Origin of the sequence: Streptomyces sulphureus DSM 40104 (assembly GCF_000381025.1) — a bacterium.
GTDB lineage: Bacteria > Actinomycetota > Actinomycetes > Streptomycetales > Streptomycetaceae > Streptomyces > Streptomyces sulphureus.
In genome coordinates this window covers 556701-575780 of the sequence record NZ_KB905814.1, presented here as the reverse complement: position 1 = coordinate 575780, position 19080 = coordinate 556701, and the positions used below count along the sequence as shown (strand labels likewise).

20 protein-coding genes are annotated in these 19080 nt (G+C 73.0%); 11 read left to right on the top strand and 9 right to left on the bottom strand.

Annotated features, from left to right (window positions below; translation table 11 throughout):
* Positions 1 to 162: 162 nt before the first annotated feature.
* Positions 163 to 1086: a VldE C-terminal domain-containing protein gene (locus F603_RS0106705; RefSeq protein WP_026328194.1), complete on the bottom strand. Its 924-nt coding sequence runs from the start codon at positions 1084 to 1086 to the stop codon at positions 163 to 165.
* 87 nt (positions 1087 to 1173) lie between these two features.
* Between F603_RS0106705 and dapE the strand changes: the two genes are divergently transcribed.
* Both dapE and F603_RS0106695 read left to right on the top strand, forming a co-directional pair.
* The gene (dapE, locus tag F603_RS0106700) at positions 1174 to 2253 is read left to right on the top strand and encodes a succinyl-diaminopimelate desuccinylase (RefSeq protein WP_019545242.1); all 1080 of its coding nucleotides are present in this window, start codon (positions 1174 to 1176) and stop codon (positions 2251 to 2253) included.
* Positions 2254 to 2410: 157 nt separating this feature from the next.
* The gene (locus F603_RS0106695) at positions 2411 to 3193 is read left to right on the top strand and encodes an LOG family protein (protein ID WP_019545241.1); all 783 of its coding nucleotides are present in this window, start codon (positions 2411 to 2413) and stop codon (positions 3191 to 3193) included.
* A 21-nt stretch (positions 3194 to 3214) separates the two neighbouring features.
* Here F603_RS0106695 and folP read toward each other — a convergent pair whose 3' ends face one another.
* Complete coding sequence (gene folP, locus F603_RS0106690; protein ID WP_019545240.1) at positions 3215 to 4084, bottom strand: dihydropteroate synthase; 870 nt, start codon at positions 4082 to 4084, stop codon at positions 3215 to 3217.
* A 324-nt stretch (positions 4085 to 4408) separates the two neighbouring features.
* Here folP and F603_RS0106685 point away from each other — a divergent pair, with 324 nt between their 5' ends.
* Entirely contained in the window at positions 4409 to 4858 is a 450-nt protein-coding gene (locus tag F603_RS0106685) for a DivIVA domain-containing protein (RefSeq protein ID WP_019545239.1), read from the top strand.
* On the top strand, positions 4855 to 5484 hold the full coding sequence (locus F603_RS0106680; RefSeq protein ID WP_019545238.1) for a DNA-3-methyladenine glycosylase I: 630 nt from the start codon (positions 4855 to 4857) through the stop codon (positions 5482 to 5484). Before F603_RS0106685 ends, F603_RS0106680 begins: the two co-directional genes overlap by 4 nt.
* A 7-nt stretch (positions 5485 to 5491) precedes the next feature.
* On the opposite strand, the gene F603_RS0106675 is transcribed toward F603_RS0106680, so the two are convergent.
* Positions 5492 to 6280 carry an enoyl-CoA hydratase-related protein gene (locus tag F603_RS0106675; RefSeq protein WP_019545237.1) on the bottom strand — a complete coding sequence of 263 codons (789 nt, stop codon included), beginning with the start codon at positions 6278 to 6280 and terminating at the stop codon, positions 5492 to 5494.
* Between the two features lie 389 nt (positions 6281 to 6669).
* On the opposite strand from F603_RS0106675, the gene F603_RS33885 reads away from it, so the two are divergent.
* Positions 6670 to 6837: a DUF3117 domain-containing protein gene (locus tag F603_RS33885; RefSeq protein ID WP_016907584.1), complete on the top strand. Its 168-nt coding sequence runs from the start codon at positions 6670 to 6672 to the stop codon at positions 6835 to 6837.
* Positions 6838 to 6931: 94 nt separating this feature from the next.
* On the opposite strand, the gene F603_RS0106665 is transcribed toward F603_RS33885, so the two are convergent.
* On the bottom strand, positions 6932 to 7618 hold the full coding sequence (locus tag F603_RS0106665; RefSeq protein WP_026328192.1) for an O-methyltransferase: 687 nt from the start codon (positions 7616 to 7618) through the stop codon (positions 6932 to 6934).
* A gap of 190 nt (positions 7619 to 7808) precedes the next feature.
* Between F603_RS0106665 and sigE the strand changes: the two genes are divergently transcribed.
* The 5 genes from sigE to F603_RS0106640 all read left to right on the top strand — a co-directional run bounded on the left by sigE (position 7809) and on the right by F603_RS0106640 (position 12806).
* Positions 7809 to 8582 carry an RNA polymerase sigma factor SigE gene (gene sigE, locus F603_RS0106660; protein WP_211231023.1) on the top strand — a complete coding sequence of 258 codons (774 nt, stop codon included), beginning with the start codon at positions 7809 to 7811 and terminating at the stop codon, positions 8580 to 8582.
* On the top strand, positions 8579 to 9490 hold the full coding sequence (locus F603_RS0106655) for a zf-HC2 domain-containing protein (protein WP_019545234.1): 912 nt from the start codon (positions 8579 to 8581) through the stop codon (positions 9488 to 9490). Before sigE ends, F603_RS0106655 begins: the two co-directional genes overlap by 4 nt.
* Positions 9491 to 9591: 101 nt before the next feature.
* Positions 9592 to 11145, top strand: a complete 1554-nt coding sequence (locus F603_RS0106650; RefSeq protein ID WP_019545233.1) for a trypsin-like peptidase domain-containing protein — start codon at positions 9592 to 9594, stop codon at positions 11143 to 11145.
* 246 nt (positions 11146 to 11391) lie between these two features.
* Entirely contained in the window at positions 11392 to 11877 is a 486-nt protein-coding gene (locus F603_RS0106645; protein ID WP_019545232.1) for a sec-independent translocase, read from the top strand.
* A gap of 275 nt (positions 11878 to 12152) precedes the next feature.
* Positions 12153 to 12806 carry a hypothetical protein gene (locus F603_RS0106640; protein WP_019545231.1) on the top strand — a complete coding sequence of 218 codons (654 nt, stop codon included), beginning with the start codon at positions 12153 to 12155 and terminating at the stop codon, positions 12804 to 12806.
* Positions 12807 to 12861: 55 nt separating this feature from the next.
* Here the strand turns inward: F603_RS0106640 and F603_RS0106635 are convergent, their stop codons facing one another.
* Genes F603_RS0106635 through F603_RS0106625 form a run of 3 tightly spaced genes read right to left on the bottom strand, consistent with a single transcriptional unit; the run spans position 12862 to position 16004 of the window.
* Entirely contained in the window at positions 12862 to 14046 is a 1185-nt protein-coding gene (locus tag F603_RS0106635) for an Mrp/NBP35 family ATP-binding protein (RefSeq protein ID WP_019545230.1), read from the bottom strand.
* Between the two features lie 58 nt (positions 14047 to 14104).
* Entirely contained in the window at positions 14105 to 14698 is a 594-nt protein-coding gene (locus F603_RS0106630) for a DUF1003 domain-containing protein (protein ID WP_019545229.1), read from the bottom strand.
* Positions 14691 to 16004: a magnesium transporter MgtE N-terminal domain-containing protein gene (locus F603_RS0106625; protein ID WP_019545228.1), complete on the bottom strand. Its 1314-nt coding sequence runs from the start codon at positions 16002 to 16004 to the stop codon at positions 14691 to 14693. The genes F603_RS0106630 and F603_RS0106625 overlap by 8 nt, the downstream gene beginning before the upstream one ends.
* A gap of 282 nt (positions 16005 to 16286) precedes the next feature.
* Between F603_RS0106625 and F603_RS0106620 the strand changes: the two genes are divergently transcribed.
* A complete protein-coding gene (locus tag F603_RS0106620) occupies positions 16287 to 16964 on the top strand; it encodes a hypothetical protein (RefSeq protein ID WP_019545227.1) in 678 nt (225 codons plus the stop codon).
* A gap of 5 nt (positions 16965 to 16969) precedes the next feature.
* Here the strand turns inward: F603_RS0106620 and F603_RS0106615 are convergent, their stop codons facing one another.
* Complete coding sequence (locus tag F603_RS0106615; RefSeq protein ID WP_019545226.1) at positions 16970 to 17497, bottom strand: hypothetical protein; 528 nt, start codon at positions 17495 to 17497, stop codon at positions 16970 to 16972.
* A gap of 115 nt (positions 17498 to 17612) precedes the next feature.
* Positions 17613 to 18758, bottom strand: coding sequence for a magnesium and cobalt transport protein CorA (locus tag F603_RS0106610; RefSeq protein WP_019545225.1), 1146 nt, complete (start codon positions 18756 to 18758; stop codon positions 17613 to 17615).
* Between the last annotated feature and the right edge of the window lie 322 nt (positions 18759 to 19080).

Here is a 19080-nt window from a genome sequence, read left to right as displayed (position 1 = left end):
GCCGCGTCGGGCGGCCTCCGTGCCGACGTCAGCGAAGAGCTGGCGCGATTCCCTCGTGCGGGCGACGCGACCGGCGCAAGGCTGACGACGGGGCGTCGGCCGCCCTTCGGCTTTCGCCAACCCGCCCGCGCGACACGGAAGTTCGGACGACGAGAAGGCCGCTCAGCGCGCGAGGCGGAGCACGACGGTGCCGCGCGAGGCGCCCTCGCTCTTTTCGCTCCGCCACCCGTCCCTCGAGTGGTCGGCGCTCCACACGCGCCCGCCGTACGTGATCTCCTCGATGTCCAGCTCAGGCGCGTGCGTCACCGCCCAGTGCGCCAACTCCCAGCCCCGCTTGGCGTCCTTGGCCGGGACGGCGAGCAGCTCGTCGTCGTCGGTGCCCGCGCCGCGGGTCGTGCCGCCGAGGCGCCCGGATTCCGGCAGCACCTCCTTGCCGAAGTCGCGGACGAGGCGCTCACGGACCTCGGACGCCTCGACGGTTGCGGTCTCCTCGCCGTCCGGCCCCGTGGTGCACGTCAGCGCCGCGGCCTTGCGGCCGGTGAGAGCGGCGGAGAGGAGCGACGCGTCCGACTCGTGCTTCGCGTACGCCTGCGGGAAGCCGCTGCGCTGCACCCGCTGCGCGGCGACCGTCAGCGGAAGCCGCGAGTACCCGGGGATCTTGAGGAGGTGGTCGTAGAACTTGCCCGCCGAGTACACCGGATCGAGGATCTCCTCCTCCGAGCCCCAGCCCTGCGAGGGCCGCTGCTGGAAGAGGCCGAGCGAATCCCGGTCGCCGTGGTCGAGGTTGCGGAGCGAGGACTCCTGTATCGCGGTGGCGATGGCTATCGTCACCGCGCGCTCGGGCAACCCGCGCTGCGACGCGACCGCGGTGATCGTCGCCGCGTTCGCCGCCTGGACGGGCTCCAGCGAGTACTCCGTGCTCCGGTCGCCCTCCGCGATGCTCGCGAGGCAGCGGGCCGGTGTCGAGCTGTCCGGGGAGAGGAGCGCCGCTCCGTACGCGCCGAGCCCGAGCAGCGCCGCTGCCCCCGCGGCGTACCTCAGAAGCCGGGAGCGGCGTTTCGTGCGGGAGTTGACCGTATTCGGCACGCGGACCAAGGTAGCCGCTCCGCGGGCCGCCCGGTGCCGTGCGGCCCGCGCGGTGTAGGCGTGAGCGCCGGCCCTAACCTGGACGCCATGGCCCACACCCCTCTCGACCTGGAGCAGGACGCCGCACGGCTCACCGCCCAGCTCGTCGACATCCCCTCCGAGAGCGGCTCGGAGCAGCAGCTCGCCGACGCCGTGGAGGCCGCGCTCACCGCGCTGCCCCACCTGACCGTCGACCGCCACGGCAACAACGTCGTCGCCCGAACGGGTCTCGGCCGCGCCGAGCGCGTCGTCCTTGCGGGGCACCTCGACACGGTGCCGATCGCCGACAACCTCCCCTCGCGCCTCGACGACGAGGGGATGCTGTGGGGCTGCGGCACCACCGACATGAAGGCCGGCGTCGCGGTGCAGCTCCGCCTCGCGGCGACCGTCACCGAGCCCAACCGCGACCTCACGTTCGTCTTCTACGACAACGAGGAGATCGCCGCCGAGCACAACGGCCTCGGCCACGTCGCGCGGGACCACCCCGCCCTGCTCGCGGGCGACTTCGCCGTCCTGCTGGAGCCCTCCGAAGCCCGCGTGGAGGGCGGCTGCCAGGGGACGCTGCGTGTCGTGCTGCGTACCGAGGGCCGACGGGCGCACTCGGCGCGCGGCTGGATGGGCCGGAACGCGATCCACGGCGCGGCGCCGGTCCTCGCGCGCCTCGAGGAGTACACCCCGCGCCGGGTGGAGGTCGAGGGGCTGGAATACCGCGAGGGCCTCAACGCCGTACGCATCTCCGGCGGCGTCGCGGGCAACGTCATCCCCGACGAGTGCCTCGTCACCGTCAACTACCGCTATGCTCCGGATCTTTCGGAGGAGCAGGCGCTCGCGCACGTCAAGGAGGTCTTCGAGGGGTGCGGCGTCGTCGGCTGGACCGTCGAGGACAGTTCGCCCGCCGCCCGGCCCGGTCTCACGCACCCGGCGGCGCAGGCGTTCGTCGAGGCGGTGGGCGGGGAGCCGCAACCGAAGTTCGGCTGGACCGACGTGGCGCGGTTCAGCGCTCTCGGGGTGCCCGCCGTCAACTACGGTCCCGGAGACCCCAACCTCGCCCACAAGCGCGACGAGCGCGTGGAGGCGGCGCTGATCCTCCGCTGCGAGGAGCGGCTGCGGGCCTGGCTCACCGACTGAGCGGGGCCACCCGCGAGTGTGGTGTATCTCACCACGGGGTGCGGGAGTTGGCCGGGTGGACGCTCCGGCGTCGCCCGCCGTCCCTCCGACGTGCGCCGCCGACCGCCGGGTTCTGCGTACCCTGGCGCGGATGAAGAGCAGTCGGAGGGAGTACGGAATGCACGACGGGTCGGCGCCGCGAGGCGGAGACCGGACCAGTGAGGCGACCGGGGCGGAGGCCCACGAGCAGCGCCTCGGCTCCGTGGTGCGGCGGCGCGGACAGCGGCAGCTCGGCACCACGGACCAGCGCCTCCTCGACTCCTCGGGACCCTCCGACTTCGTCCACCAGGACCCCTGGCGGGTGATGCGCATCCAGTCGGAGTTCGTCGAGGGATTCGGCACGCTCGCCGAACTCGGCCCGGCCGTCAGCGTCTTCGGCTCCGCCCGCACCCCCGTCGACTCCAGCGAGTACGACGCCGGTGTCCGTATCGGACGGGGCCTCGCCGAGGCGGGGCTCGCGGTGATCACCGGTGGCGGGCCCGGCGCCATGGAGGCGGCCAACAAGGGCGCCCTGGAGGCCGGGGGGACCTCGGTGGGGCTCGGCATCGAGCTCCCCTTCGAGCAGGGGCTCAACCCGTACGTCGACATCGGCGTCAACTTCCGCTACTTCTTCGTGCGGAAGACGATGTTCGTCAAGTACGCGTGCGGCTTCGTCGTCCTTCCGGGCGGGCTCGGGACGCTCGACGAGCTCTTCGAGGCGCTCACCCTCGTCCAGACGCAGAAGGTCACCCGCTTCCCGATCGTGCTCTACGGCACCGATTACTGGCAGGGCCTCGTCGACTGGCTGCGCGGCTCGGTCGTCGCCGAGGGCAAGGCGTCGGGGCGCGACCTCGACCTCTTCCACCTCACCGACGACCTCGACGAGGCGATCACCCTCGTCACCAAGGAGATCGCGGGCTGACCGCACCGGCCCGGCGCCCGCTCACGCGAGCCCGCGCCGGGCCACCGCCGGCTCCCCGCGCCCCGCGATCGCCGCGACCATCTCCAGCACCTGGCGCGTCTCGGCGACCTCGTGCACCCGGTAGACCTGCGCGCCGAGCCAGGCGGAGACGGCGGTGGTCGCGAGGGTGCCGAGCAGCCGCTCGGAGACGGGCCTGTCGAGCGTCTCGCCGACGAAGTCCTTGTGCGAGAGCGAGACGAGCACCGGCCAGCCCGTCGCCGCCATCCGCCCCAATTCGCGGGTGGCCTCCAGGGAGTGCCGGGTCGACTTGCCGAAGTCGTGCCCCGGGTCGATGAGGATGCCCTCGGCCGCCACCCCCGCCTCCCGCGCCCGCTCCGCGAGGCCGAGGACCCTGCGGAGCACGTCGGCCATGACGCCGCCGGGCCCCGGGTAGCTCACCCGGTGCGGGCGGGTGCGCGGCTGCGCGCCGCCGGCGTGCGTGCACACGAGCCCCGCGCCGTGGTGCGCCGCCACCTCCGCGAGCTGCGGATCGACGCCGCCCCAGGCGTCGTTGACGAGGTCGGCGCCGGCCCGGCACGCGGCGTCGGCCACTTCGTGCCGCCAGGTGTCGACGCTGACGACCACCTCCGGGTGCCTCGCCCGTACCTCGGCGACGAAGTCGACGATGCGGCGCTCCTCTTCGCGGGCCGTGACCTCCTCGCCCGGGCCCGCCTTGACGCCGCCGATGTCGACGATCGCCGCGCCGTCGGCCACCGCCTGGTCGACGCGGGCCAGCGCCGGCTCGTCGAGGAAGGTGGCGCCCCGGTCGTAGAAGGAGTCGGGGGTGCGGTTGACGATCGCCATCACCACCGGCTCCCCGGGCGCGAACTCACGTGTGCCGAGCCGCAGCATCGGCCCCTCCCGTTCTCCTCGGCGGCCGGCCGCGCCCCCGCGCGGCTGCGCGCCCGTACGCAGTCACCCGCCGACACTACCGCCGCGGTCCCCCGGGTGATCAGCGGTGGTGTCGCGGGCACGGAGCCGGACGGCGGCCGGGGTACGGGGACGGCCGATGTCGGTGGGGCATGGCACGATCGGTGTCCTGCGGAACCCCCGTACCGGGCACGGCCGTTCGGCGCGGCCTCGCCCGCGAGGGGCGTCCACGGCGCGTGTCGGCGCGTCGCCGGGCGAAGCCGCGCCAAGCCCGTCATAGCTCCGATCCGACGCCGGGAGTCGCCTGTGTTCTGGTTCATGCTGATCGCGCTCGTCGTCGTGGTCGCCGCCGTGACCCTCGCCGTGCTCGGCGGCGGCGACGCCCAGGGCCGCTCGGTCACGGGCGGCCTCTCCGAGCCCGCGCCCGACCTCTTCGACGAGCCGCTCCCCGAGGCCCGCCCGGTCAACCGCGCCGACGTGGCCTCCCTCCGCCTCGCCGTCGCACCCCGCGGCTACCGCATGGACCAGGTCGACGACGTCCTCGACCGCCTGGGCGCCGAGCTCGCCGAACGGGACGCGCGCATCGCCGAGTTGGAGTCCCGCCTCGCCGGCGTCCAGGCCGTCGCCGTCGCGCGCGGACTCCCCCGCGAGCCCCCGGAGGGCGGCTTCGAGCAGGGCGGACCGCAGCCCGCGAGCAGACCGCACCCGCAGGCCGAGCAGCAGGAGCCACCGGGCTCCGGCGAGGAGCAGGGATGAGCACCGAGTGCCGCGAAGGCGGCAGCGCCGTGGGCCTCGAGGGCGGTCCCGTTCCCGGCGAGGACGCACGTCTCCGCTGCCCCTGGGCCGCCGCCACGGAGGACTACGCGCACTACCACGACACCGAGTGGGGCCGCCCCGTCCGCGGAGACGACGCCCTCTTCGAGAGGCTCTGCCTGGAAGGCTTCCAGTCCGGCCTCTCCTGGCTGACGATCCTCCGCAAGCGGGAAGCGTTCCGTGCCGCCTTCGCGGGCTTCCGGATCGCCGCGGTGGCGGCCTTCACCGAGGCCGACGAGGCGCGTCTCCTCGCGGACGCCGGCATCGTCCGCAACCGCGCCAAGATCTCGGCGGCGCTCTCCAACGCACGCGTCCTCGCCGAGTGGGAGCCCGGCGAGCTCGACTCCCTCGTCTGGTCGCACGCACCGGAGCCGGCCCCGCGCCCTCCGCGCACCCTCGGCGAAGTCCCCGCCACGACACCGGAGTCGAAGGCGCTCGCCCGCGAACTGAAGCGCCGCGGCCTGCGGTTCGTCGGCCCGACGACGGCCTACGCCACCATGCAGGCCGCCGGCCTCGTCGACGACCACCTCGCCGAGTGCTGGGTCCGCGGCCTGCCGCAGGTGCGCTGAGGGCGGCTCACCGTCCGGTGAACTCCGGCTTCTCCTTCTTGACGAACGCCTCGACGGCGATGGTGTGGTCCGCCGAGGCGCCCGCACGCGTCTGGAGCTCGGCCTCCTTGGCGAGCGACTCCGCCAGCGTGTGCGAACTCGCGTAAGCCACGGCCTCCTTGAGCGCGGCGTAGGCCACCGTCGGCCCGGCGGCGAGCTGCCGCGCCGTTGCCTCGGCCGCCTCGGCGAGCTCGTCTGCCGCCACCACCCTGTCCACGAGGCCGAGTTCCCGGGCCTCGGGCATCTTGATGCTGCGCGGGAAGAGCAGCAGGTCCTTCGCGCGCCCGGGGCCGACGAGACGGGGCAGCGTCCAGGAGAGCCCCGAGTCGGAGGAGAGCCCCACGCCGGCGAAGGAGGTGTTGAACGAGGCGTTCTCGGCGGCGATCCGGTGGTCGGCCGCGAGTGCGAACCCCGCGCCCGCACCCGCCGCCACGCCGTTCACCGCGGCGACGACCGGCTTCGGCATCTCCGCGATCGCGAGGGTGATGGGGTTGTAGTGCTCCTCGACGGTGTTGAGCGCACCGCCCCCGCTCTCCCTGAGGTGCGCCACGTGCTCCTTGAGGTCCTGCCCGACGCAGAAGGCCCGCCCCCGCGCGCCGAGCAGCACCGCGCGCACGTTCTCGTCGGCCGCGGCGCGGCGCAGGGTGTCGCGGAGGGACGCCTTCGTCGCGTCGTCGAGCGCGTTCATGGCGTCGGGGCGGTTGAGGGTCACCTTGGCGAGGCCCTCGGTCACTTCGTAGAGCACGGTGTCGTTCATGGCGTAAGCATGACGCGGATCACCAGCGCTCGACAGAGGGGGAGCGAGCGGCACCGGGCTCCGCGGATGTGAGCTGCGTCAAACGACGTGCCCGGGCAAACGCCCCGAAACCGCCCGGTCCGCTTCGGGGGTCAGGCGTTATCACTCTCTGCCTGCCGCATTGGGCGGTTTTGTGTTCGGCCCGGGGCGAAGATCTGCGAACCGATGTTGGTCATCCGGTCCTGGCATGCGGGATAATGGCAGGGAAGCAATGTGTTCGATGCCGGCGAGCCCTGCCGGTGGCGTCGCATATCCCCATTCCCTCCCGCTCGGGGTGGAGTGGTTCCGGATGCGGGGCGAGTGTGCGGGCGGCCGGCTGCGATCGGCTGGTTTCAGGAAGGGGAACGAGCATGGCGGCCATGAAGCCGCGAACGGGCGATGGCCCGCTCGAGGTGACCAAAGAGGGGCGGGGCATCGTCATGCGCGTTCCGCTCGAAGGCGGTGGGCGACTCGTCGTCGAGCTGACCCCGGATGAGGCGACGGCCCTCGGCGAGGAGCTGGAGAAGGTCTGCGGCTGAGCCCGATCGGTCGCTGCAAGGCCCGTGTCCGCCCTGGGGTAGAAGCCTCTGCCCCAGGGCGGTGCGCATCCGTGGGGCATGAGGCGCTGCCTGGTCAACGGCGCACGGCGCAGAGCAGTCCGTCCCCCACGGGCAGGAGCGTGGGCGCGAGTTCGGCCCTCTCCTTCACGGTGCGCAGCAGCTCCCGGAGCGTGAGCACGGCGGCCGGCTGCACGGCCGCCTCGACGGTGCGGCCGTCGGCGAAGACGCCCTCGAAGCAGACGAGCCCGCCGGGACGCAGCAGGCGCAACGATTCGTCGAGGTACTCCAGGTATTCGCCCCGCTCGCCGTCGCAGAAGACGAGGTCGTAGCCGCCGTCGGCGAGGCGGGGGAGCACCTCGAGTGCGTGGCCGGGGATGAACCGTGCGCGGTTGGCGGCGAATCCGGCGGCGCGGAACGCCTCACGCGCGAACTGCTGTCGCTGCGGCTCGATGTCGACGGTGGTGAGCACCCCGTCGGGACGCATGCCGCGGAGCAGGTGGATGCCGGAGACCCCGGTGCCCGTGCCGATCTCGGCAACGGCCTTGGCGCCCGCGGCGGCTGCGAGGAGCCGGAGCGTCGCTCCGGTGCCAGGGGAGACGGGGCGCAGGTCGGCGGCGTGCGCGCGTTCGCGCGCGAGCCGCAGCCCGTCGCCGCCGGCGTCCTCGTCGCCCTCGGCGAGCTCCGCGCCGTAGGCGTCGACGAACGCCCAGGTCTGCCGGTTGCCGGTAATCGCCCTCTCCTGTCCCCGTCCTCCACGCAGTCGTGACTGTATCCGTTGGGTCGGGAACCCGCTGATCGGACCGGGCGTTGAGAGGGGTGTGGACGAGGAGACCGAAGCGCGGTTCCGGCACGGTCCGTTGAGGCCCGGCCGTCGCGGCGGCGTGCGGTCTGCGCGGGAGTCCGCGAAGCAGGGCAAAGAAGCTTATCCGGAGCTAACGGGAGTTGTGGCTATGGTAGGGGCTCCGCTGGACACCACCAGAGCCGACAGGGGAGGTGCGGCCACCGTCCGCGGCGGAGGGGTGATGAGTCGCCTCCGTGCCGCCGCCGGCAGGCCGAAATCCGTGACCAACACAGCTGACAAGTTCCGCGCCGAATCCGCTCACACGGCGACCTTCGACACCGATGCGGATGCCCAGGCGTGGACCCCTCCGTCCTGGGAGGAGATCGTCAGCACCCACAGCGCGCGCGTCTACCGCCTCGCCTACCGCCTCACGGGGAACCAGTACGACGCAGAGGACCTCACCCAGGAGGTCTTCGTCCGCGTCTTCCGCTCGCTCTCCACCTACACCCCCGGCACCTTCGAGGGCTGGCTCCACCGCATCACCACCAACCTCTTCCTCGACACGGTCCGCAGGAAGCAGCGCATCCGGTTCGACTCCCTCGGGGACGACGCGGCCGAGCGCCTCGCCAGCCGCGAGCCCACCCCCCAACAGCACTTCAACGACCGCCACTTCGACGCCGACGTCCAGCAGGCGCTCGACACCCTCGCGCCCGAGTTCCGGGCCGCCGTCGTCCTCTGCGACATCGAGGGCCTCTCCTACGAGGAGATCGCCACCACGCTCGGCGTGAAGCTCGGCACCGTGCGCAGCCGTATCCACCGCGGCCGCTCACATCTGCGCAAGGCGCTCCAGCACCGCTCCCCGCAGGCACGCGCGGAGCAGCAGGCGTCGCTGAGCGCGGCGGCGGTGCCCGCGGCCTCGAGAGGGGAGGTGGGTGCTGAGTGACGCCGGCCGAGCACCACCTCGGAGACCGCCTCGCCGCCCTGGTGGACGGCGAGTTGGGCCACGACGCCCGTGAGCGCGTCCTCGCCCATCTCGCCACCTGCGGGAGCTGCAAGGCCGAGGCCGACGCTCAGCGTCGCGTGAAGTCCGTCTTCGCCGACACCGCACCGCCCGGCCCTTCCGAGGGCCTTCTCGCCCGGCTCCAGGGCCTCCCCGCAGCGCCCTCGGGCCCCGACTCCGGGACGACCGACGGCGAAGGCGCAGGGCAGGGCGCGCAGGCGAGCCAGGGGCAAGGCGGCGCCGCACCCTTCACCTTCGAGTACCTTCCCGTCGCCGGTCCGTCCTCGCGCGGCCACCTCAGCCCGGAGCCCGGCTTCCGGATACACGAGCCCGAGCGCAGCGTCTCGCGCGGGCGCCGGTTCGCCTTCGCGGCGGCCGGTGCCTTCTCACTCGCTGCGCTCGCCGTCGGCGGTGCACTCACCTCGCAGACGTCCTCCTCGGGCACGGTCGCCTCGGGCGACGGCCGCGGCGCCTCCGCGGGCCCCGTGCGCACGGCGCCCGCGGGCGCCAGCGCGTCGAGCCGCTCAGGAACGGCCGTCCGCAACGACTCGGTGAGCACCCTCGGTGCCAAGCCCCGCGGACTGACGTCAGACGCCCGCCCCCCGGCGCCCACCCCCCGGTACACGACGGGCCAGACCCCGGGCGCGACGCCGGCACCCCCGGCCCTCCTCACCGCGAGCGCTTCCCAGGGATTCGACCTCGCCCCCTGGTTCCCCGGACTCCCCGCCGGCTACGACCCGGCGACGCCCCCCGCGCCCCCGGCGATCCGCTCCGACCTCCCGGCGAGCGATTCCGCCGAGCACGCCCCGGTGAGCGCGCAGCCGAGCCCCACGCCTCCCGCCACACCCTGAAGTCCCCCTGGGCGCCTGCCCGCTGCGCCGTCGGCCGCACACCTGGTTGAATCCTTGTCGAGTGTTGGACGGCCCGGGTGGGCGCGAGCAGTGGGGAGCGTATGGACGAGGGGAAGGGCACCGAGCCGAAGCCGCGGTGGTGGAGCCGGCCGCACCTGCCCGGCCGCACCGCCGGGCGCGAGACGGGTTTCGAGGATTCGGCGCAGCCGTCCGGCCACCGTGCGCCCGCCGTCTCGGCGGAGAAGGTGCCTCCCGAACCCGCTACGCCGCCGCACCCCGACCCGCCCCTCCGCACGCAGGCACCCGCGCCTCTCCACGCCCCCGACCCGTACGGCACGCCCCCGTACGGCCGCCCGGGCCCCTGGGCGCCGGCGCCGCCGGTGCAGCGTCCCGCGACGCCGCCGCACGGCGTCCAACTGCCGCCCGCGCAGGGCGTACCGCCCGGGACCCCGGCGTTCCGGCCGGACGCCCCGCCGCAGCAGCTCACCGCACCGCAGCCTGCCGCGCTTTCCCAATCCCCTTACCCGCAGGCGACGTTGCGCTACGACCCGTGGAGCCTGCCGCTCGCAGCCCCGAAGCCGCCGCGCAGGCGCAGGTCCGGCGGACGGGCCGGCCTCGTCCTGCTGGGGCTCGCGCTCGCCCTCGTCGCCGGCGTCGGAACGGCCACCTTCCTCGCCGACCGCGACGCGGAGGAAGAGGTGGCGACCGGGGACGGCGCCGAGCGCCGCAGCGGCACCGTGGCCGCCATCGCGGCGCGCGCCCTGCCCGGCGTCGTCACGATCCACGTCGAGGCGGGCGGCGAGGCCGGTACGGGCACCGGCTTCGCACTCGACGACCGCGGTCACCTCCTCACCAACCACCACGTCGTCGACGGCGCGAAGGACGGCGGCACGGTGCGGATCACCCTCGGCGGCGGCCAGCGGATCACGGGCGAAGTCGTGGGCTCGGACCCCGGTTACGACCTCGCCGTCGTCGAGATCGACCGCGGTGCCGCGCCCGAGGCGCTGCCGCTCGGCGACTCCGACGCCGTGAAAGTCGGCGAACCCGTCGTCGCCATAGGCGCACCCTTCGGCCTGGAGGCGACGGTCACGAGCGGCATCATCAGCGCCAAGAACCGCCCCGTCACCGCGGGCGGGAGCAGCCGGGACAGCGAACTCAGCTACGTCGACGCGCTCCAGACGGACGCGCCGATCAACCCGGGCAACTCCGGCGGGCCGCTCGTCGACACCGACGGCAAGGTGATCGGGATAAACAGCTCGATCAGGTCGGCGGGAGACGGCAGCGGCACGGGCGGCAGCGTCGGCCTCGGGTTCGCGATCCCGGTGAACCAGGGCAAGCGCGTCGCCCAGGAGCTGATCGACAAGGGCACCGCCTCGCACCCCGTGATCGGCGTCACCCTCGATACCTCCTACGAGGGCCAGGGCGCCCGCGTCGGCTCGCGGGGTTCGGTGGAGCGGGGCGGTCCGGCCGACCGTGCCGGGGTCGAGCCGGGCGATGTGATCCGCGAGGTGGACGGCGTCGCCGTGGAGAGCGCGGAGGAGCTGATCGTCCGGGTGCGGAGCCATCGTCCGGGCGAGACGGTCGAGTTGGCGGCGGAGCGGGGCGGCAAGGAGCGCCGGTTCCAGGTACGGCTGGGCTCGTCGAGTGGGGAGTAAGGCGGGGGTGCCGTCTCCTCGGCAGGGTCGTCCATGGCGTTACGTCGTGTGCGGCGTCCGCAGGGGTCGTGCGCCCGGCGTGCTCCGTTCGCGGCGGCTGCGCCCGGGTGCGAAGGTGGGGTCCCGGCTCGGGCGCGCTACGGGTAACGTGGCTCGGGTGTCGACAGCGCGCGGGGGCCGGCGAGCAGCGCCGGTCCGTCGGCGGGCGGAGTCGGTCGGCCATGGACGTAATGAGGGAGCTGCACGGTGTTCTTCGACATAGGACCCCTTGAGCTGATCACGTTGATCGTCCTCGCCGTGCTCATCTTCGGCCCGGACAAGCTCCCCAAGGTGATCCAGGACGTCGCCGGCTTCATCCGGAAGGTGCGGCAGTTCTCCGACAACGCGAAGGAGGACATCCGCTCCGAACTCGGCCCGGAGTTCAAGGACTTCGAGTTCGACGACCTCAACCCCAAGAACTTCGCGCGCAAGCACCTGCTCGACGGCGACGACCTCGGCCTCAAGGAGCTCCAAAGCAGCTTCGACCTCCGCAAGGACCTCGCCGAGGTGACGGACGCGGTCAACGGCAAGAACGGCAGCGAGGGCACGGGCAGCGGCGCCCGCCACAACCTCACCAAGGGCGGCACCGCTGCCGCCAACGGCTCGTCGGTCAACGGCTCTTCCAACGGCCCCGACCTCACCAAGGGCGAGCCCGGAGACGACCCGCCTCCGTTCGACCCCGACGCCACCTGAAGCGGCCGCGGGATACCCCGGGCGGCGCAGGGCGGCGCGGTGTCTCGTGCGCCGATCGGACGCATGTGCCCCTTGTCCGTTCCGCGTCGACGACCTGTGGTTTCTTCGCACTTGTCGGGCGCACTGAGGCCCATCTCACCCCCGCTGGGCGGTATCCGATCCCCGACCATGCCCGACACGACAGACCGGTGTGGCTATCCTCCCTGTGTCCGGGGTCGCCGTTCCGAGGGGGGCAGGCTGCCCATGACACAGGGCAATGAGGAGGCGTCACGCACATGGAGACGACGAGTCGGACGGCAGAACAAGCCGGGCCCGCCGCAGAGGGGGCGACCGATGCGCGGGCGGTCGACGGCTATCTGACGGCGGCCTTTCCGTGGTACGGCCTCGACGCGGCCTTCAACGGACCCCGTTGGCTGATGCAGGTGGGGGAGACGGCGGACGGCACGGTCGAGCACGGTTCGACGGGTCACGGTGAGGTTCCCTCGCTCCGCACGGAGGCGAACCCGGACAGCCAGCGCTTCGCGGTCGTCGTCACGGTCGCCAGCCGGCCCGTGCGCCGCAGCGCCGACGGCACGGGGGTGCTGGAGGCGACGTCGGTCTCCACAGCGGCCTGGCTCGCCGGCTCCGGGCTCCTCTCGTGCACGTGGCCGAGGGAGATGGAGCTCGGCCTCCGCCAGGACTGGCTCGACCAGCAGACAGGCGTCGCCTGGGAGCTCGCCGACGACCTCGGCGGCGCCGGCTGGTCGACGCTGTCCCTGCCCGTCGACGGTGAGCCCACCGACTTCCACTACCGCGAGTCCGAGTACGGCTGGGTCCTCGCGGGGCGTGCACGTGAGGGCGTCCATCTCGGCGCCTACGGGCGGGGGATGAGCGCGTACGGCCTCGGCTTCTCCGTCGTGAAGGACATCACCGCGTACGCGCAGCAGTAGCGCGTACGCCGGGGCGCACCACCGGACGGTGCTGCGCCCCGGCGCGTACGTCGGTTCAGAACTTGTTGCTCGGCGTCAGCCCGAGCGACATCCCCGACAGCCCGCGCTGGCGTTCGCCGAGCTTCTCCGCGATCGCGCCGAGCGCCTGGCCCGCGGGAGAGTCGGGGTCGGAGAGGACGACGGGCTTGCCCTCGTCGCCGCCCTCGCGCATCCGCAGGTCGATCGGGATGCCGCCGAGGACCGGAACCTCGCTGCCGGTGGTCCGCGTCAGCCCCTCGGCGACGACCGTGCCGCCGCCGGTGCCGAAGACGTCGACCATCTCGCCGCAGTGCGGGCACGGCATGCCGGACATGTTCTCGATGACGCCGACGATCTTCTGGTGCGTCTGCACCGCGATCGAGCCGGCGCGCTCCGCGACCTCGGCGGCGGCCTGCTGCGGCGTCGTCACCACGAGGATCTCGGCGTTCGGCACCAACTGCGCGACGGAGATGGCGATGTCGCCGGTGCCGGGCGGCAGGTCGAGGAGGAGGACGTCGAGGTCGCCCCAGTAGACGTCGGCGAGGAACTGCTGGAGTGCGCGGTGGAGCATCGGACCGCGCCAGACCACCGGCGCGTTGCCCGGCGTGAACATCCCGATCGAGATCACCTTCACGCCGAACGCCGACGGCGGCATGATCATGTCCTCGACCTGGGTCGGGCGCCCGTCGGTGCCGAGCATCCTCGGGACGGAGTGGCCGTAGATGTCCGCGTCGACGACGCCGACCTTCAACCCGTCCGCCGCGAGCTTCGCCGCCAGGTTGACGGTGACCGACGACTTGCCGACACCGCCCTTGCCCGACGCCACGCAGTAGACCCGCGTCAGCGAGCCGGGCTGCGCGAACGGCACCTCGCGCTCCGCCTTGCCGCCCCGCAGCGAGGCGGCGAGCTCCCGCCGCTGCTCGTCGCTCATGACGTCGAGCTCGACACGTACCCCGCTGACGCCCGCCACGCCCCTGACCGCCTCGGTGACGTCGGAGGTGATGGTGTCCCGCAGCGGGCAGCCGGAGACGGTGAGGTAGATCCCGACGTCGACGGTGCCGTCGGGCTCGATGCCGATGGACTTGACCATCCCGAGGTCGGTGATCGGCCGGTGGATCTCCGGGTCGTTCACCGTGGCGAGCGCGGCGCGCACCGCCTCTTCGGACGGGGTGTTCGTCGGTGTGCCCTCCCGGACGGCGTCCGGAGGCGTGTCGGTAGCCATGCGGAAATGGTACGGCGCGCGCGGGGACACGCCGAAGGGCCCGGCGCAGCGGTGTTGGTCACTCGGGACCTCGGCCGTCCGGGCCCTCCGGGGCCTCCTCCTCGGCGGTGGGACCGGGGCGCAGTTCCCTTGCGATTTCCTGCAGTTCCTGGAGTTCGGAACGCAGCCAGTCGCGCGTCGCCACCTCGCCGAGGCCCATGCGGAGCGAGGCGATCTCGCGGGTGAGGAACTCGGTGTCGGCGATGCTGCGGTCGTTGCGCTTGCGGTCCTGCTCGAGGTTGACGCGGTCCCGGTCGTCCTGCCTGTTCTGCGCGAGGAGGATCAGCGGCGCCGCGTACGACGCCTGGAGGGAGAGCGCGAGCGTGAGGAAGATGAACGGGTAGCTGTCGAAGCGCAGCTCCACGGGCGCGAGGGTGTTCCAGCCGATCCACACCAGGATGACGCCGGTCATCCAGACGAGGAACCGGCCGGTGCCGAGGAACCTCGCGATCGACTCGGAGACCCTGCCGAACGCGTCGGGGTCGTACTCGGGAAGCAGCGGCCGCCTCGGCGCCCGGGGTACGTCGAGCCGCATCCGCGAGGGGCGCGTACCCCCCGGCGCCCGCGCCTCCCTCTGCTCCGGGCGCTCCTCGGCCCGGTCCCGCTCAGCCATGTGCACCCTCCGGTTCCGCGAACCCGGCGATCCCTCCGGAGGTGGCGGACTCCCGCCAGCCCTCGGGCAGGAGGTGGTCGAGGACGTCGTCGACGGTGACGGCGCCGAGCAGGTGGCCCGCCTCGTCGACGACGGGGGCGGCGACGATGTTGTAGGTGGCCATGTACCCGGCGAGCGGCACGAGCGGGGTGTCGGGCGAGAGCGGCCGCAGATCGCGGTCGATGATGCCGCCGACTAGCGTGAACGGCGGCTCGCGCAGGAGCCGTTGGAAGTGGACGAGGCCGAGGTACCTGCCGGTCGGGGTCTCGTCGGGCAGCCGGCAGACGTAGACCTGCGCGGCGAGCGGCGCCGGCAGGTCCTCGTGGCGCACCCGCGCGAGCGCCTCCGCGACGCTGGCGCCCGGGCGCAGCACGATCGGCTCGGTCGTCATCAGCCCGCCGGCGGTGCGCTCCTCGTAGGAGAGGAGGCGGCGGAGCGGCGCCGCGTCCTCCGGTTCCATGAGCTCCAAGAAGCGTTCCTTCTCCTCCTCGGGGAGCTCGGAGAGGAGGTCGGCCGCGTCGTCGGGGTCCATCGCCTCGAGGACGTCGACGGCGCGCTCGTCGCGCAGTTTGCCGATGATCTCCACCTGGTCGTCCTCGGGGAGCTCCTCGAGAACGTCGGCGAGGCGCTCGTCGTGGAGGGCGGCGGCGACCTCGGTGCGGCGCTTCGCCGAGAGGTGGTGGAGGACGCTGGCGAGGTCGGCCGGGCGGAGGCGCTCGAAGGCGGCGAGCAGGTTCGCCGTCCCCTGCGCCTCCTCCTCGACTCCCAGACCCCGCACCGCGGTCCACTCCACGGTGAGGGTCTCGCCGCCCCGGCGGCGCAGTGCTCCCCTGCCGCGTCCCTTGCGGACGAAGAGCTTCTCGATCTGCCAGTCCCTCCGCGCGGGCAACTGCCGCATGCCGACGTCGAGGACGGTCGCCCCCTCGCCGGTCTCACGCAGCGTCACCCGGCGGTCGAGGAGCTCCCCGAAGACGAGGTGCTCGTTGGGGCGCTGCTCGAAGCGGCGCATGTTGAGCACCCCCGTCGTGATCACCTGTCCCGACTCGACTCCGGTGACCCGCGTCATCGGCAGGAACACCCGCCGCCTGCTGACGACTTCGACGACGAGGCCGAGCACCCGCGGCAGCCCCTCGTCGCGCTCGGGCGAGTACCGCGAGGGGAGGAGCGCGACGGCGTCCCGGACCCGGCCCACCTGGTCCCCGACGGGATCGAAGACGGGGATGCCGGAGAGGTGGGAGATGAAGACGCGGGAGGCCCCTGCCGCCATCGGACTCCTCCCGGTCTCGTGCACTGGCTCCGAAAAACCGCACCTTTTGCGGTGCTCTGCCAGGGTTCAGGCTAGCGCGACCGGACTCCTCCCGGCCGCCGCACGCTGCGCCCGCGGGTCCGGACGGCTGCCCTCCGCCGCCCTCGGCGCCCACGGGTAGGGTGCGGTTTCCGCCCCCCGAGCCCAGGAGGAAGCAGCGTGACACCACGCGCCCGCGCACGTCTGAGAGCACTCCTCGCCGGGACTGTCTGCGCGGGCCTGTCGGCTGCGCTCACCGGGTGCATGGGCGACGATCCCGACGCAGGGACCAACGGGGTCGGCAAGTTGACGGCGCCTCAGATAGAGAAGAAGGCGCGCTCCGCCGCGCGCTCGGCGGAGGCGGTCCGCCTCTCGGGAACCGTCGTCAGCAACGGGCAGACCTACCGGCTCCAGATGCGGCTGAAGAACAGCGGCGGGCACGGCGAGGTCTCCCACAAGGGCAAGTCCTCCTTCGAACTCCTGCGTGTCGGCAAGGACCTCTACCTCAAGGCGAACCAGGACTTCTGGGCGCGCCAGGGCAAGGGCGGCAAGGAGCCGACGAAGAACGACAGGCGGGCGGCGCGCAAGCTCGTCGGCAAGTACGTCAAGGTGCCGAGCCAGGACCCCGCGTACAAGCAGTTCAGCGGGTTCACGGACATGAAGGTCCTGCTCGACGGGTTGCTCGCGCTCGACGGTTCGCGCGAGGTCGGCGACCACGGCGAGGTCGGCGGCATGAAGACGGTCCGCGTCGAGGCGGGCGATGGGAACGGCGGGACCGTCGACGTCGCGCTGCACGGCACCCCGTACCCGTTGAAGCTGCAACGCGGCGGCGACGCGGGCACGGTGCGCCTCAGCGCGTGGAACCAGAGCTTCACGCTGAGCGCGCCGAAGAAGGAGCAGGTCGTCGACTACGGCAAGCAGATCTCCGCCGACGGGAGTTGACCCCGTCAGCTCTTCCGTCGGCGGCGGAAGAGGAGACGCGGGACGCCGGACGGCATGGGCTGCCGCGTCGTCGCCGGGGTGGGCGGCGGGGGAGCCGCGTGCGAGGAGTCGGGCATGGCGCCGGGGTGCTCCAGCGCCTCGCCTGCCGGCTCCAGTCGCAGGACGCGGCACTCGCGGGACCAGCGTTCGGTGAGCGAGCCGCTGTCCGGCGCGTTGAGGCGCTTCGGCTTGAGGTCGTCGACGGCCGCCTGCCAGGCGTCGCTCCCGGGCGCGAGTTGGGCGACGCGCGCCGGCCAGACGACGAGGCGGCCGCCTTTGTCCTTGCTCCGCACGCTGACGGTCGCGGTGCCGCCGTCGACCAAGTCGAGCCCGTGCAGGGGCTGTTCGGAGCCGTCGCCGACGAGGCAGACGGCGCCCCCGTGCCACACGTGCCAGAGCGGACGCGAGGGACCCTCGGGGCCGCGGACCCACACCAGCGCCGACTTCTTCGCGGACTCCTCGATGAGCGCGTGCTCCAGCAGCGTCTCCTCCATGCCCAGCAGGCTACCGTCCGACGGCTCCCGCTGCGCGTGTGCGACCTGCGCCCCGCGCCGCCGGCTCCCGGACGCGTCGCGCAGCCGGGCGAGTTGGGCCGTCGGAGCCGTCTGCTCAGAGCCAGCCGTTGTGCTTGAACCCCCGGTGGATGGCGACGCAGATCCCGACGATCAGGGCCATCACCGCCGGGTAGCCGTACTCCCAGTGGGTCTCGGGCATGACGTCGAAGTTCATGCCGTAGACGCCGGCGATCATCGTGGGCACGGCGAAGATCGCCGCCCAGGAAGTGATCTTCCGCATGTCCTCGGACTGGGCGACCGTGGCCTGCGCGAGGTTGGCCTGGAGGATGGAGTTGAGCAGTTCGTCGAAGCCGAGCACCTGCTCGTTGACGCGCGCGAGGTGGTCGGCGACGTCGCGGAAGTACTTCTGGATTTCGGGGTCGATCAGCCGCACGGGGCGCTCGCTCAGCAGCTCCATGGGCCGCAGCAGCGGGCCGACCGCCCGCTTGAACTCCAGTACCTCGCGCTTGAGTTGGTAGATCCGGCCGGACTCGCCGCCCCGCCTGCGCCCGGCCGCGCGCTCGGTCTGCTGCGCGAAGACCTGGTTCTCCACCTCGTCGATGTCGACCTGCACCGCGTCGGCGACCGCGAGGTACCCGTCGACGGTCTGGTCGGCGATGGCGTGGAGGACGGCGGAGGGGCCGCGGGAGAGCAGCTCGGGGTCGTCCTCGAGACGGTGGCGGAGCGCCCGCAGGGAGCCCTGGCCGCCGTGCCGGACGGTGATGATGTAGTCCCGACCGGTGAAGCACATCACCTCGCCGCTCTCCACCACGGCCGCTGCCTGCCCCGGCTCGTCGGGCTGCTCGGTGTAGTGGAGGGTCTTCAGGACGGTGAAGATGCTCTCGTCGTACCTCTCCACCTTGGGGCGCTGGTGGGCGTGGACGGCGTCCTCGACGGCGAGCGGGTGCAGTCCGTACTCCTGCGCGATGCCGGCGAACTCGCGCTCCGTCGGTTCGTGGAGCCCGATCCAGACGAACTCCCGTGTGGCGCCGTCGCCTTCGGAGCTCCGCGTGCTGCGCCCGCGCACCCGGCGGAGCGCCTCGGCCGGACTCAGCCGCGCCGTGCCGCGGTACCCGTCCCGGTAGACGGCGCAGTCGACGACGGCGCTCGCCGCCTCGGCCGGGTCCTCCGTCCCGCCGCTGCGCGCGCCCTTGCGGAGGGAAGGGCGTACCGCGGCGCGCAGCTCTCGGATCATCGACATGCGGGGCTCCTTCACGGTGCCGTACCGCCGTGGGCCGTGCGCGGAGGCGGAAGCCCTCGGTCCCCGGGCGACGCTGCGGCGAGAGGGGAGGGCGGGCGCCTGGCGCAGCGGGTGGCGGCGCGCGCTGGCGGAAAGTACTTGTGTGGTACGGGAGTTCAGAGGCGGAGCGCTCTGCCGCGGCAGGTTCCGGAGGAACCCGGAAAGAATGTGCCTGCGGAGGTTTGGCCGGGCGGCCCGAGGGCAGCCCTGGTGGGCAGGGGCCTCAGCTATCGGCACCGCGCGCGAAAGAGCGGCTGGTACTGCACGGTCGACTGGGGTCCAT

Excerpts from the sequence above, each read along its gene's own strand:
- dapE (WP_019545242.1), top strand. The coding sequence starts at position 1,174 with ATGGCCCACACCCCTCTCGACCTGGAGCAGGACGCCGCACGGCTCACC.
- F603_RS0106695 (WP_019545241.1), top strand. The coding sequence starts at position 2,411 with ATGCACGACGGGTCGGCGCCGCGAGGCGGAGACCGGACCAGTGAGGCG.
- folP (WP_019545240.1), bottom strand. The coding sequence starts at position 4,084 with ATGCTGCGGCTCGGCACACGTGAGTTCGCGCCCGGGGAGCCGGTGGTG.
- F603_RS0106680 (WP_019545238.1), top strand. The coding sequence starts at position 4,855 with ATGAGCACCGAGTGCCGCGAAGGCGGCAGCGCCGTGGGCCTCGAGGGC.
- F603_RS0106675 (WP_019545237.1), bottom strand. The coding sequence starts at position 6,280 with ATGAACGACACCGTGCTCTACGAAGTGACCGAGGGCCTCGCCAAGGTG.
- F603_RS33885 (WP_016907584.1), top strand. The coding sequence starts at position 6,670 with ATGGCGGCCATGAAGCCGCGAACGGGCGATGGCCCGCTCGAGGTGACC.
- sigE (WP_211231023.1), top strand. The coding sequence starts at position 7,809 with ATGGTAGGGGCTCCGCTGGACACCACCAGAGCCGACAGGGGAGGTGCG.
- F603_RS0106650 (WP_019545233.1), top strand. The coding sequence starts at position 9,592 with ATGGACGAGGGGAAGGGCACCGAGCCGAAGCCGCGGTGGTGGAGCCGG.
- F603_RS0106640 (WP_019545231.1), top strand. The coding sequence starts at position 12,153 with ATGGAGACGACGAGTCGGACGGCAGAACAAGCCGGGCCCGCCGCAGAG.
- F603_RS0106635 (WP_019545230.1), bottom strand. The coding sequence starts at position 14,046 with ATGGCTACCGACACGCCTCCGGACGCCGTCCGGGAGGGCACACCGACG.
- F603_RS0106630 (WP_019545229.1), bottom strand. The coding sequence starts at position 14,698 with ATGGCTGAGCGGGACCGGGCCGAGGAGCGCCCGGAGCAGAGGGAGGCG.
- F603_RS0106625 (WP_019545228.1), bottom strand. The coding sequence starts at position 16,004 with ATGGCGGCAGGGGCCTCCCGCGTCTTCATCTCCCACCTCTCCGGCATC.
- F603_RS0106620 (WP_019545227.1), top strand. The coding sequence starts at position 16,287 with ATGGGCGACGATCCCGACGCAGGGACCAACGGGGTCGGCAAGTTGACG.
- F603_RS0106615 (WP_019545226.1), bottom strand. The coding sequence starts at position 17,497 with ATGGAGGAGACGCTGCTGGAGCACGCGCTCATCGAGGAGTCCGCGAAG.
- F603_RS0106610 (WP_019545225.1), bottom strand. The coding sequence starts at position 18,758 with ATGTCGATGATCCGAGAGCTGCGCGCCGCGGTACGCCCTTCCCTCCGC.